The following is a 13,834-nucleotide window of genomic DNA, read 5'->3' on the forward strand; positions in this document are numbered from 1 at the left end:
AATTTTATAACCATGTTAATACGAAAAAATATGTGGTATTTGCTTATCATTTTACCTATGATGGCATTGTCCTGTAAGAGCAAAATAGCTGCGCGTCAGTCAATACCCCCGTATTCATTAGCTGATACTGTGAAACCCGATTGGTATCACGAATACTATGGTCGGGTTGTAATGATCGACAATGATTTTGTAACGCAGAAAGATGGCAATTATTTAGTAGATCTTCCTTTGCAGATCGTTCCGGATTCCACTTACGTTTTCTTTTTGAGTACTAAAATTCCAGTGGAGTTACTAAAAAAATCCAATGAATTCTATCCCGATCTTCAACATTTTATACTGATTGTTCCCGATTGGAAGTTTTATGGTGAAGTCGCCGAAGAAGCTTCGAAAAATGGGATGTGTATCGAACCTGCGACAACCAATTTTTATTATTCCATAAAAAGGGAGGATGGTATGGTTAAAGTCGACAGTCTCCGGCTTTCTGGTCTTGATAACCCTAGATTAGATTTTGTTAAACCAATTTCACCCAAAGGCATGCTTACAATTTATCGAAGAGACGGTTACGGATCGGTTTGTTGCCCGCGTGACCCGAAATGGGATAATGCAGATAAGGATGAGCTTTTCCTACGTGATTTTGAACACCGCAGTCACCTGAAAGTAACTAAAGGGCGGTATGTGCAGATGGAAGGTAAAGAAGGCGAAAAAAGTATCTATTATACCTTACCGGGATTATCTTCAGCACAGCGATTGGAGTTTTTAGCAAATAAATATGCGCAATGGATTGCCAATAAGGATACGGGGACAAGGACGATTATACCACAGTTATTTGCACCACAAATTATACCGATGGTAACTGAGGGCTTTAACAAAATGAAAGAATTACCATAAAGTCAAAAATAGTGCGATTTGGTTCTTTCCGGAAGAGCATGTTGTTTTTTTTGATGGAGATAAAGCTATTCTGTTAGCTTTATCTCGAACATTTTATCCCAGTTTTTACCGGTAACAAAGAAGGTGTTTGATCTTTTATTGTAAGCGATACCATTTAATACATCTAAATCCACATGCTGTGTTACATGCTCACGTAATTTGGATAGATCGACTAAAGCCTCCACTGTACCTGTTTTAGGGTCTATTCGTCCAATGACATCCTCCATAAAGAAATTTGCATAGATTTTCCCTTTTACCCATTCCATTTCATTGATTTGATCCACCATGGCCGTGTTCGTTGCTGCACGGATATAATCCACTTTTGAGAAATCATTTGGATTAAGTGTATAGATATAATCAGAACCATTCGACATGAATAAGTTTTTACCGTCAGAAGTTAAGCCCCAACCTTCCATTGGCTGAAAGTAAGGAAGTGTCTTAATAACAGAAAGACTGTTTATATCGTAGAGGTAGGCTAGATTGTTTTTATAGGTTAATTGATATAATTTTCCATTTAGGACGGTAGCACCTTCGCCAAAAATTGAATCATCCAATTCATTTTTTTTGATGGGCTGACCCGTTTTAGGATTAACAATACGGATACTCGATTTCCCCTTATTTCCACTTGGACCAACCCCATTCCCAGTACTTTCGATCAAATTATCACCGTAAAACTCCAGTCCTTGTGTGAAAGCTTTGGCATCATGTGGATAAATATTCACAATGCTATAGCTTAGCAAAAGCGGAGGGTTAGAGGCGAATAGATCGATGTTGACCGAATTTTCTTCTCGCTTTCCATTACTAAATACGACAGCTTTAATAATTTGCTTACCAAATTTCTCCTGTTTTAATGAATAATTGAAGGGCTCATTTCCGACGACCTGGCCAATCTTTTTATCGTTTATAGCGTAAATAACAGAGTCTATTTTGGATGTGTTTTTGCTATACATCTTTAATATCAGATCCTCACCCCGCGTATAGTGCTGTTTAATATTGTCAAAGGTAAATGTCGGATTTTCATCAGCATGTTCGGACTGGGAACTTAAAGTTGTATTGGTATTGTTGCTTTTATTTCCGGTACAACTGCCCAAAATGGCGCCAATAATGAAACAAATGAGGTACGATTTTTTTTGCATTGATATAGTGTGCTTGATTAATTATCCACTAATAAACTAGAAAACAAGTTGCTTAAAAATAGCTGTTGCTGTACTACTTGTTTCTCAAACTTAGATAAATTGTTTTTTATATGCAATTCAATTGCAGACCAATACAAAGGATAATTCGTCTATGAAAGAAAAAATGAACCATTGCATGCTGCTCGATTGTTATAAGGGTATGGAAAAATCATATTTTACTGGAACGAGCGGTATCCTTTTACCTTACAAGAATAAAAGTTATTATCCTGAGGAGTTACAGGATAAAAGTCGATTGGCTGTATACAGTTTACTATTTAACTCATTGGAAGTAAACAGTTCTTTTTATAAAATTCCCAGAGAAGAAACAGTCAGAAGATGGTCCGAAGAGACGACCGATGATTTTCGTTTCACCTTTAAACTATGGAAGGGAATTACGCATCAAAAAGAACTTAAGTTTGATCCACAGGATGTCGCTAGATTTCTATCTGTTATTGACGCTATAGGCCAAAAGAAAGGGTGCTTGCTCATACAATTACCACCATCTTTTAAATTTGCTTCTATTGGAATGCTTGTTGAACTGCTGGATTGTATTGCCCAGGATAAGAGAAGTGAAAAATGGCAGGTATGTGTAGAATTTAGGGACCTTTCCTGGTATAGAGAAGAAACTTTCGAACTTTTAAAATCCTATGAAATGCATCTGGTTATTCATGATAAGGATATGCAAGGTATGCGTCTTCAATATGCGGATGCAAAGATAATCTATATGCGCTTTCATGGCCCAAATGGTGACTATAAGGGAAGCTATCCGGACAGCCTATTGTTGGAATACAGTACCTATATTAACGAATGGATTGCAGCGGGAAAAGAAGTCTATACTTATTTTAATAATACAATAGGAGCGGCACTTCCTAATCTAAAGACATTAGCCTCGTATATCACTGCGAACAAAATATTTCCTGCTTAAAAGGTGTCTTTTTTTAAAGTACACTGCCACGGATATATTCATTTCCCATATAGCCGTCCCAGCCTTCATGTTCACGCATAATCCGCTGATAAGCAGTGGTCAATGCTTGAGTTTTCGTAAATAAGGGAATACCTCTCCGGATACAGTCGTGATCAGCGTAAGTCCCAGCATTATCGTGCCATTGTAGCCAAGCAAGTAATTCTTGTCTTTTCATCAGCATTAATCTATCGAATAGTGTCTTATCTTTTAAGTTCATGAGCTGATAACGCCAATCTGTGCGATGCGATTCCATAGCTAGAATTTTTGGAAGCTGATGCGCTATGATCTGTTTAATAAAAGACTCCATAATCTGAAATTTTAGTTGTTAAAGATGAGTTGTGCGTGTGTATTCGAAAAGGCATTGTATCTTCTTTTCATGTGGATGCGCAGGATTTCTTTATGGATATACGCGACAGCCTTTAATTTGGAAAGCTGCTGCACGCCATTTTCAATACATTTACGATCTGTATAGTTTCCTTTTGGATCATGCCATTGTAGCCAATCAAGGAGTATTTCTCTTTCTAGATTCTCGAGTCTCTGATGTAAGCCGATTAATTCACTTTCCCGGAGTTGTTCGCGCCAGTCAGACCAGATCGGACCTGACACCATCCCTCGCTTCTCTTTGAATTTATTTTCCATATTTTACGTCGAATTTGAAGATCTAAAATTTGTTAGATGACTAGCTTACTGATAATAGCATTGCCAAGTTTACTTTTCATAAATAACTCAATTTGTTTCAGCAATTCTGGACTTACTTCGGGGACTCTTTCTAAATCTCGTATAAACCACTTCTGAATGACAGGTGTTTGTTTGGAACGTTGGTCAAATTTAACCACTTCAGCCCGTGATGATTTTCCAGCCGGATCGTAGTATGACCATAGTACAATGAAAATCGTATTTGGATCCTCATCGGAATAGGGGGTATGAAAGCGAACGATGTCACCTACGTGTAAATCCTTATTGTCATATGCTGCGCTGTGTTCCATAAAAGCATTGTCTAAAACTGATATTCAAATATACTAAAAATATTAGTATAAAAAAGTTTTTGCTAAAAATTTTATACTTCATCTAACAGGCTGTTGTTTTTTTATAGTTGGAGGCATGTCTTAGTGATTTGTGCTTTTACTTCGATTTTATTGTTTTTATGAATCTGAATTTCAGTTCCTTTTCTTGTGGGTAGAAAAGATGGACAAATATAAAGGGGAACTATTCGAAGGGAATTTTGTGAAGGCTGCGCATAGAATAATAGCTAGGTGAAAAGTAGATGTGTCAGCGCGAGTTTTATGCTTAAGAATTTCACTTGTTGTAACATTTTTTTCAAAATTTCGGTAATTTGACCTTAAAGACATAATATGGCAACTCTACCTTGTCAGCTCCCTTATTCCATTGCGGGTCTTTAAAGAGCTGTGCACAAGAGAAATAGAGGTATCCATCTCCGCTGATACCCATAGAATCGGGCCATAGTATTCGGGAGTCCCTTACCAGGGTATTCACATTTCCCTCAGGATTTAAATATTTAATACTATAATCTATTGACGATGTGAGATAAATATTTCCATCAATGTCTGCTAGTAAGCCATGCGTGATTCCGACTTCTCCTTTGTCTTCCACTTTTGCCTCCAATTCTTGATCCGTCAGCCCTGCGTCGGCTAAAAATTCTGTTGCAATACAGTACAAATGGGTCTGATTGATGGCTTTGAAATATAAATATTTAAAGTCGTGACTCAATGCTATGCCATTCACGTTGGAAGAAAAAGGCTTTCCATTTTCACTACGCATTTCAATACCATTATAGCTTAATAATACATCAGGATCAGCCAGCGTAAAACGGCTTCCAGTTAAAGCCTTTCTAGTCAGTCCAGTTTTAAGGTCTAAAATAATGATGGCCGCTTGGCCGGGATCGGAGAGATAGGCTAAATTTCGCTTGTGATCAATACGCATATCATTTAGACCTGATTTGGTTTTATCAAGGTCGTCGAAACGATAAATATGTTCAATTTGATTTGTATTTGTATTGATTTTTAATAATTTAAACTGGCCTTGATTTGATTTTTCATCTTTGCCAAAAATTGATCCAGCAGCAGATGGTTTAGAATCCAATACCCAGAGATTGTCCTCGGTATCGACAAATATATCCTGAACATTTACAAAGTGGGAATTCTCTTTTCCTTCTAAATTCCATTCTTCATTTGGATAAGGAACAGGTTTTCCATTGATGATTTCAGTAAGTGCATACTGATAATTTTTAGCTTGTTTTGGGAAGGAAACAAATAATCGATTGTTGGAGCTAGCGCTCACACCGATCGGACGGTACGGGCCTAAAGCTGCTGCGACCTCCAATTTCGGGGCTGTAGTATCATTAACTTGTGCCAGCATAGTGAGAAAAAAGATGTGACAGAATAAAAAACTTAATATGAGCCGTGTTCGCATATTCTTGTTATAATTTAACCTTACTATATTACTTTGGACTGGTCCCATTAAGCAATAAACAGCGATTTTTTAGTTACGTAAAGAGACCGCGCTCTCATAGAAGAACCTTCTATTCTCAATTATTGTTTGTCCTTTTCTTCAAATAATACTTTTTTACACTGCTCAGCATATCGTGTGTTTCATGTCGATACGAATCCGCTTGGATTTAATTTTCTGAGCGACTAGAAAAGTTGGGATTGGTCTCGGTGATTAAAAGGAGGTGATTTACAAGCAGATTTCTTGCAAGAGCTTTTCAACCTCCTGGGCATGGGTGACTGTCATAAAATGTCCCGCACCCCTAATGATAAAGTTGGGCTTTACATTTTTGATGGGGATAATATGATCTCTACTACCATGTATATGAATTAAATTGTCCGGAACCGAATTGTTTTTCCATTGCAGAATTTGATGTATTGCCCAGTTCATAAAGATGGGGTCTGTATCGTATAAAATCTGTTTTAGCAAGCGGGAATCTTCTTTGTTACGTATGCCAAAAAAGTAATCTGATAGAAAACAATGGAACTTTAGTAACGGACTAGGAACCAGTTTGTTGATTTTGAGTCTGCCTGCTAAGCGATACAGTTTGGGTAATTCATGCCGTCCTTTGGCTGAAGCAAGCAGGATAATTTGTTTTGTTTCGATAATCTTGGCAATTTCTATTGCAAGCATTCCTCCAAAGGAAAGCCCAACGAGGATGGGGTTCTTTGCAGTAATTTTAGTCGATATTCTTTTTGCATAAATAGACAGTGGTTCATTGGGGCTTGGTGTAATCCAATCTAGATAGGTTAGATCAAGCGAGCCAAAGTCTATTTTGCTGAATACACGTTGATCTACACCCAATCCGCTGATGACATATATTTTGGTTGCGGTGATTTTCATTTAATCAAGTGTCTGTATCCATTTGCGGAGACAAGGTACTGAATTATCGTTACAAAACAGGGCAAAAATTGCTTCGAAAGTGAATTTTAGCCCCTGTTTATACTATTGAATAACGTAAATATTAAATAATGTAATTTTAATCCACCTAATCGCTCGAGCTTACTAAGATAAGCTCGCCAAACTCTTCGCTTCAAAAGTCGATAATTCGTTGTATTTTTCGGCTTGCACTTTTTTCACCCAATTCGGATCTTGCAAGATCGCCCTGCCTACAGCTACAAGGTCAAAATCGCCACGTTCGTAACGACGAACCAGTTCATCCAGTGAAGCGGGAGAGGACTTGAACTCCGAATTTGTAAATACATCGCCAAAATCTTTGTCAAGACCTACGGATCCAACCGTGATTGTGGGTTGTCCTGAAATTTTTTTGAGCCATCCAGCGAAATTTAAGTCGCTACCTTCAAATTCCGGCTCCCAATAACGACGTTGGCTTCCATGAAAAATGTCGACACCGGCATCTGTCAATGGTAGGATCCAGTCTTCCATCGCTGCGGGGGTGGGAGCAAGCTTGGCTGTGTAGTCTTGCTGCTTCCATTGTGATAGACGTAGAATGATTACAAAATCAGGTCCAACCGCTTTTCGCATTGCTTTGACGACCTCAACCGCAAATTTAGAGCGCTCCTTAATTGTTTTTCCACCAAATTCGTCTGTTCTGTGGTTCATTCCTTCCCAGAAAAATTGGTCGATCAGATAGCCATGGGCGCCATGGATTTCAAAAGCATCAAAACCGAGGTCTTTTGCAGATTTAGCAGCGTCAGCGTAAGCTTGTATCGTGGCCTCTATATCCGCTAATGTCATTGTATCTGGGCTTTCAAACGCAGCGGGCGGAGTCCATTGCATAGGAGTATAACCAACATGCCATAGTTGAGGGGCTATTTTTCCGCCTTTTTCGTGCACTGCATCCACGATATTTTTCCAGCCGGCCAGTGCTTGGTCACCGTAAAAGTTTGGGATATCCTTTAAATTCTTTGATGAAGGTCGTTCGATAACGGTACCTTCCGTCAAAATTAAACCGACATCTCCCGCGGCACGACGCTCGTAATATCCCGCTACAGCGCTGTCGGGAATTCCATCCGTCGAAAATGCTCTCGTCATTGGTGCCATTACAAAGCGGTTTTTGAGTGTTAGATTTTTGTACTCAAATGGATTAAAAAGTGTTTGTATGCTCATTTTTCTCGTTTTAAATCGTGAATCTTCACAAATATATTTTAAATAGTATATATTTGTAACTATTATTAGTATAAACTAGTTACCTTCGCGTAACTATTTTGAATATATTCAAATGAAAAGGACTGAATTTAAAAGTTGTTCCTGTGCCATGCAGCGTTCCATGGCAATTTTAGGTACCCGGTGGAAGCCTGTGATTATCTATACTTTGCGCGATCGAAAAGCCCGATTTGGTCAATTGGATGCGCTCATCGAACATATTTCTCGAAAGGTTTTGACCAGTTCATTAAAAGAATTGGAAGAGGATGGCGTTATTTTGAGAGAAGAGTACAAGGAGCTCCCACCACGCGTAGAGTACTCTTTGACAGAAAAGGGCAAGGCTTTAATACCTATTATGTGCCAATTGGCAAAATGGAATGAAGCCTACTATGAAGAGTCTGTATCACCAGAATTGATCGCGTAGAAATTATAATCTAAATACATCGATCTTGCTTCGCTTTTACGCTATCGCTGCCGAATGGAATAGTATTGTGTCAACCGGTTTGGCCTGTCCGTTTTCTATTGCTTGCCAGCGCGGGACTGTTGATCACAATAAATGAAATTTTCATATTTATTTAAAATTTAAGTAATATTGAATTGTGAAAAACAAGGTAAACCAAGAATTTAGCAAGCAAGATTTTTTAAAATCTTTTCGGGAGGGCAGAAGGGATGGTTTACAGTTTCTGTACAAAACTTTCTATAGTCCAATGTGCTATTTTTTAGAAAAGATGAATCTTGATAAAGGTACCATCGAAGAAATCGTGCAGGATGTATTCTTAAAGCTTTGGGAGCGCCGGATAGATTTTGATCATGTTGAATCAATCCGAGGTTTTCTCTACACAAGTTGTAGAAACGCCGCTTTAAACAGGATCCAACAAGAAAATAGAATTCAACAAAAAACCAATTTTTATACGTCACAGGTCGATCTGGTCGATTTACCGATCAGCCATCAAATGATCTATTTGGAGACGCTTCGAACGATCCATGATGCCATTGATACCCTGCCTGAGCAATGTAAGCAAGTGATGCGTAAGTTGATTGTTGAAGATTTAAGCCCACAGGAAGCAGCGATCTCCTTAGGACTAACCACTAGTACGATTTACAATCAAAAGAAAAGGGGAATTGAACTTTTGAGATTAAGACTCAAGCCTGACCAGTTTTTTTGCCTACTTTTGCTTTTACTCTATTATTAGAAAATTTATACTTCTGATACATAGGTTTTTGTGAAAATATCTACCACCTCTTTAGAGAAACGAAATCAAAATATTGTTTTAAGTATATAGAGCAATATGGAGCAAATACCCCAACATATCATTTATTTACTGAGCAAATCCAAGCTGGAAGGATTGCGCGATGACGAAAAATTACAGTTGGACTTATGGCGGTCCGAAACTGATGCAAATAAGGGGCTATGTGATCTGATTGACAACAAAGATCAAATGCAAGCGGATTTAGACGGGATAGCCCGTTATGATTGGGAGGAATCATTTGCCCTCTTTGAACAAGATTACCTCAATACCTCATACACTAAACCTTTTTATAAACGTATGTTGTCCTATGGTATCGCCGCGGCGTTGATTGGATTACTCGTGTTGTTTTTTATACATAATCTTTCGGATACGGTCTATCAGGAGACTCCGGATAAAGATATTCAACCCGCTCAAATGACAGGGGTAGTACGTCTAGGAAATGGAAATTCAATTTCGATGGCTCCAGGAGATACTTTATTATCGTTTGTATCACCCGTTAAAAATAAAGCGGCACGAGTGAATAATTTATTCGCTGCGACACCCAAGGGTGGGAAAATGACCATGCTATTACCTGATGGAACCAAAGTATGGATGAATGCCAAAACGCAGTTGGATTATTATGAAGTAGATAGTATGCGGGAGGTTCGTTTGGTGGGGGAGGCTTATTTTGAAGTTGCCAAAAAATATTTACCATGGGAAGGTGAGGTTCCAAAACTGAAACCTTTCGTGGTACAAGCAGGGAAGATCAATATCTCCGTATTGGGGACACATTTTTATGTGAAATCAACCAAGAATATAGAAGACTTTAAAACGACATTATACGAAGGTAAAGTTAGGGTTCGACAGGGCGACAGGCAGATTATACTGTTGCCAGGGGAAGAATCGTATATCAAACTCGGTCAAATTGAACGACGAATAATTGATCTTGACGCGCGCAATGCATTGAAAGACGGATATTTCGTGTTCAATTCGGAGACTTTAGGGGGTATTATGGATGAGTTAGCGTCTTGGTATAATGTAGATGTCGTCTATCTCGATAACCAAATAAAATCGGAAAAATTTGAAGCGATGTTGTCTCGTAACAGCAGTCTGAAAGATATCATCAACGTACTGGAGAGTACCGGGAAAATTAAGTTTAAATTTAAAGGAAAGACCATTTATGTAGACAAAACAACCTAAATGAAAAGACGAAACCCTAAACGCTTGCAACATTTAGGGCTTCAGATCAAGTAATTCTAACTGTAACAGAATTTTAATTCTTAACCTAAAACAAATGTATAAAAATTATGCACAACTTGGTCGTGCCCTATACGATCAAACGCAACAAATGAAAAACAGCGATCGCCCAGATATTTGGGGTAGGCCGCAATGGAGGGGAAACATTATGCGCATATCGCTTACAACCATACTAATGTCTTGTTGTCTGCTTCATGTTGGAGCTAAAACGTATGGACAGGACGTATCGATACAGGAGAAATCAGTGTCGTTGAGAAAGGTTTTTTCAGAGATCAATAAGCAGACTGGCTATTCTTATGTATGGGCGGCCACAACTATTGATCCAGATACAAAGGTTAACTTAACCGTTAAAAAAGAATCGTTGGGAAATGCTCTTGGGAAGTTATTGGACGATTTGGATCTCGATTTTGAGATCAAGGGGAAGATTATTGTCGTACACGAAAAATCTCAACAGACTCAACGATCGATCACTAATCAGTTAATGACGGTAAAAGGTTTTATTGTCGATTATAACAACAGACCACTTCAAGGTGCAACGATTCGTGTAAAAGGTGTTCCAAAAGGAACCGTTACAGATCAGCATGGTCATTTTGAAATTAATGGCGTTAGTTTAAATAGCTTTTTGGACATTACCATGGTCGGATTTGCTCCACTTACGATTGCAGCTAAGTCCGATTTGGGTACGATTACCTTAAGAGCCTTGGATGAGCAATTGCAGGAAGTGAACATTACGGTCAATACAGGATACCAAAAAATAAGCAAAGAAAGAGCAGCAGGCTCAATTGCTCAGGTGACAGCCAAAGACATGGAAGGACGGCTTCAACCTAATTTATTGGACCGGATCGATGGATTGTTGCCCGGGCTAAATTTGGTGCGAAATACTTCAAGTCCACAGAATTCGAAAAATAACCTGGGTATCGAGGTTCGTGGACGCTCCACCATCAACGCACAGGCTGCTCCGCTAATCGTTGTTGACGGTATGCCTTTTGAAGGTGACTTAACAGCTATTAATCCCAATGATATTGCTTCCATAACCGTTTTGAAAGATGCTTCGGCAGCCTCCATTTATGGCGTGCGTTCCTCTAACGGTGTTATTGTTATTGCGACAAAAATAGGCTCTGCAGGCAAAACAAAGATTGATTATAGCAATACGCTTTCCTTTAGAGGGCTTCCAAGCCGCAGCTACCTCAATCAGATGAGTAGCGCTGAACTGGTCAACTTTCAAAAGGAAATGTTTAACTATCGTTCAGGAGATTACGCTGTTATTGACCCGAGAAAAGCGATGAACGACGTTTATCGAATTTTGTACGATCGCAAAGGTGGAGTAATTTCGGAAGAAGAGATGGAAAAGCGGCTGGATGTATATCGAAATCGTGATCGCTTTAGTCAAATGGATAAATTTCTGAATACGACCCGATTCGATCAGCAGCATAATCTCGCTATTTCGGGCGGATCCGATCGTTATACATACCATTATTCCCTCAATTATACGCAGCCGGGAGATTACAATAAGGGACGGGCGACAAACAAGGAGCTGGGATTTAGTCTGAAAAATAATTTTAAGTTTACCGATTGGTTTAGTTTACGCGCAAATGTATTGGGAAAAAACCAAAATAGAGAGGGTAATATTGGCTTCAATTTCTACGATAACTATATGGGAGGCAAAGCATCCTATTATCTGCTTGAAAATGAGGATGGTTCTCCGGCGCAATGGTATAGTTCAAAATCTCAGTTTGAGATTGATCGCTTGAATGCGCTGGGACTGGAAGATGAGACCTACATTCCTTTAAAGCATGTAGCAGCGATCCACGAAAAGTTCTATAATAAATACCTTAACTTAAATTTTGCTGCAAATTTTAAGATTATCAAAGGACTGGACTTCGATCTGTCCTATCAAAGTGAACGGACCGAAGGGTATAATGGCACATTGAATAGGAAAAATGCCCAATCGGTTGTAGGTATGGTGAATGACGCCACCCAAATCGGAAAAGACGGATCAATCAAACGCAATATTCCGCAGGGAGGTCAGTTTTTTGAGCAGCGCAATGATGTCAATAGCTATACGTTGCGTGGTCAATTCAATTATCAATATAGTCGTCAAGATAAACATGAAGTCGTTGCTATCGCTGGTGCTGAGCGTAGACAGATTAATAACCGATATACAAACATTTACAAGTATGGTTACGATGAAAACAGCTTAGTCTATAAAGGAATTAATGAAGAGTTATTTGGAATAATGCTTCAGAACACTCAGGCATTGTTCAATAGCTATACGATTACCCGGAAGAAAGAAGAAGGTTTTCAAGACGCACTAGATAGATTTGTTTCCTTTTATGCTAATGGCTCTTATACCTATAGTCGCAAGTTAACACTAAGTGGAAGTATTCGGATAGATCAATCCAATTTATTTGGTACGGATATCAAAACGCAATACAAACCACTTTGGTCAATCGGTGCTTTGTATCATTTGCCAAAAATCAACTGGCAACCATTAGATCGTTGGGCTTTACGAATGACCTATGGCGTCAACGGAAATGTGCCAAAAGATAATGGACCATATTTAATTTCAAGGGTTAGTAACACGACAAATCCTTACAATGGTGAAATGCAGGCATCCATTGATTCACCACCAAATCCATTGTTACGATGGGAGCGTACTGCAGTATACAATGTTGGTTTAGATTTTTCCTTATTTAAAAATAGATTATCAGCAAGTATTGATGTTTACAATAAAAAAACTACGGATTTATTAGGGCGATCGCCTTTGGATCCTACGCTAGGATGGAACATGGTTCTGCTTAACTATGCTGATATGCAGAACAGAGGGATTGAGTTGGGATTAAATGGTAAGGTGATCCAAGGTGAAAACTTCAGCTGGAATAGTACACTGAATTTTAGTTACAACAAAAATAAGATTACCAATCTGTATGTTGAACAGAATACTCCATACTATTACTATTATGCTCCCCAAAATCGTGTTGGAATCCCGATGGGTAGTTTGTATAGTATAGACTATGCGGGATTAAATGACAAAGGTAGACCATTGGCACGAAAGGCTGACGGTAGTCTGGTAGAAACCACACAAAATTTGACGGTAGACGATTTAATCTATGAAGGAACTACAATACCGCCTTATAATGTTTCCTTTAGAAATGGATTTAAATATAAAGATCTGACGCTTTCCTTTATGTTTATTTTCAATGGTGGTCATGTGATGCGCGGAGTTCATCCAGAGTTCCTCAGTAAATATGCGGAGCTTAACTACAATAGTAACTTCGATAAATTGTGGTTGAATTACTGGAAAAAGCCTGGCGATGAGAGTAACCCTGACATTGCTCCCGCATTTATCACGGCTGCCTCAGGCAATATTTCGGATATTTTCAATGCTGCACATAAATTTGTTCAAAAAGCAGATTACATTAAATTGCGCGATATTTCATTGTCTTATACTTTCCCTAGTAAATGGATCGCCCCGACAAAATTAAGCTATGTACGCTTAACAGGCCAGGTATTGAATGCTTGGAGATGGGCCGCTAATAAAGAAAACATTGATCCAGAAGTTTGGATTGGTTACACAACTGCTACAACGACAAGTATTTCTGGGCCTAGCCGAGGTGTATTGGCACCAGTGGTTTACAATTTAGGTGTATCTGTAGGATTTTAATAAGAAA

General features: G+C 38.7%; 13 protein-coding genes. 6 read left to right on the forward strand and 7 right to left on the reverse strand.

Features of this window, described 5'->3' with window-relative positions:
* Positions 1-12: 12 nt before the first annotated feature.
* Entirely contained in the window at positions 13-888 is an 876-nt protein-coding gene (locus B3600_RS21305; RefSeq protein ID WP_286754322.1) for a hypothetical protein, read from the forward strand.
* Between the two features lie 65 nt (positions 889-953).
* On the opposite strand, the gene B3600_RS21310 is transcribed toward B3600_RS21305, so the two are convergent.
* The gene (locus B3600_RS21310; protein WP_204990756.1) at positions 954-2,063 is read right to left on the reverse strand and encodes a glutaminyl-peptide cyclotransferase; all 1,110 of its coding nucleotides are present in this window, start codon (positions 2,061-2,063) and stop codon (positions 954-956) included.
* 199 nt (positions 2,064-2,262) lie between these two features.
* Between B3600_RS21310 and B3600_RS21315 the strand changes: the two genes are divergently transcribed.
* Positions 2,263-3,027, forward strand: a complete 765-nt coding sequence (locus B3600_RS21315; RefSeq protein ID WP_236586098.1) for a DUF72 domain-containing protein — start codon at positions 2,263-2,265, stop codon at positions 3,025-3,027.
* Between the two features lie 13 nt (positions 3,028-3,040).
* On the opposite strand, the gene B3600_RS21320 is transcribed toward B3600_RS21315, so the two are convergent.
* From B3600_RS21320 to B3600_RS21345, 6 genes are all read right to left on the reverse strand, one after another.
* Positions 3,041-3,373 carry a hypothetical protein gene (locus tag B3600_RS21320; protein ID WP_112374357.1) on the reverse strand — a complete coding sequence of 111 codons (333 nt, stop codon included), beginning with the start codon at positions 3,371-3,373 and terminating at the stop codon, positions 3,041-3,043.
* 11 nt (positions 3,374-3,384) lie between these two features.
* On the reverse strand, positions 3,385-3,705 hold the full coding sequence (locus tag B3600_RS21325) for a hypothetical protein (protein WP_070569365.1): 321 nt from the start codon (positions 3,703-3,705) through the stop codon (positions 3,385-3,387).
* Between the two features lie 32 nt (positions 3,706-3,737).
* The gene (locus tag B3600_RS21330) at positions 3,738-4,052 is read right to left on the reverse strand and encodes a hypothetical protein (RefSeq protein ID WP_046675693.1); all 315 of its coding nucleotides are present in this window, start codon (positions 4,050-4,052) and stop codon (positions 3,738-3,740) included.
* Positions 4,053-4,383: 331 nt separating this feature from the next.
* Positions 4,384-5,442, reverse strand: a complete 1,059-nt coding sequence (locus B3600_RS21335) for an SMP-30/gluconolactonase/LRE family protein (RefSeq protein WP_236560156.1) — start codon at positions 5,440-5,442, stop codon at positions 4,384-4,386.
* Between the two features lie 318 nt (positions 5,443-5,760).
* Complete coding sequence (locus tag B3600_RS21340) at positions 5,761-6,414, reverse strand: alpha/beta fold hydrolase (protein WP_070569374.1); 654 nt, start codon at positions 6,412-6,414, stop codon at positions 5,761-5,763.
* 162 nt (positions 6,415-6,576) lie between these two features.
* Entirely contained in the window at positions 6,577-7,641 is a 1,065-nt protein-coding gene (locus B3600_RS21345; protein WP_070569377.1) for an NADH:flavin oxidoreductase, read from the reverse strand.
* Between the two features lie 112 nt (positions 7,642-7,753).
* Here B3600_RS21345 and B3600_RS21350 point away from each other — a divergent pair, with 112 nt between their 5' ends.
* The 4 genes from B3600_RS21350 (at position 7,754) to B3600_RS21365 (ending at position 13,827) form a co-directional block, all read left to right on the forward strand.
* The gene (locus B3600_RS21350) at positions 7,754-8,101 is read left to right on the forward strand and encodes a winged helix-turn-helix transcriptional regulator (protein WP_201639446.1); all 348 of its coding nucleotides are present in this window, start codon (positions 7,754-7,756) and stop codon (positions 8,099-8,101) included.
* 175 nt (positions 8,102-8,276) lie between these two features.
* Positions 8,277-8,870: an RNA polymerase sigma factor gene (locus B3600_RS21355; protein WP_112374354.1), complete on the forward strand. Its 594-nt coding sequence runs from the start codon at positions 8,277-8,279 to the stop codon at positions 8,868-8,870.
* Between the two features lie 96 nt (positions 8,871-8,966).
* Entirely contained in the window at positions 8,967-10,106 is a 1,140-nt protein-coding gene (locus B3600_RS21360) for a FecR family protein (RefSeq protein ID WP_286754323.1), read from the forward strand.
* A gap of 94 nt (positions 10,107-10,200) precedes the next feature.
* Complete coding sequence (locus B3600_RS21365) at positions 10,201-13,827, forward strand: SusC/RagA family TonB-linked outer membrane protein (protein ID WP_286754324.1); 3,627 nt, start codon at positions 10,201-10,203, stop codon at positions 13,825-13,827.
* Positions 13,828-13,834: the final 7 nt, after the last annotated feature.

It is taken from the genome of Sphingobacterium sp. UBA2480 (assembly GCF_002341965.1).
GTDB classification, from domain to species: Bacteria; Bacteroidota; Bacteroidia; order Sphingobacteriales; family Sphingobacteriaceae; genus Sphingobacterium; species Sphingobacterium multivorum.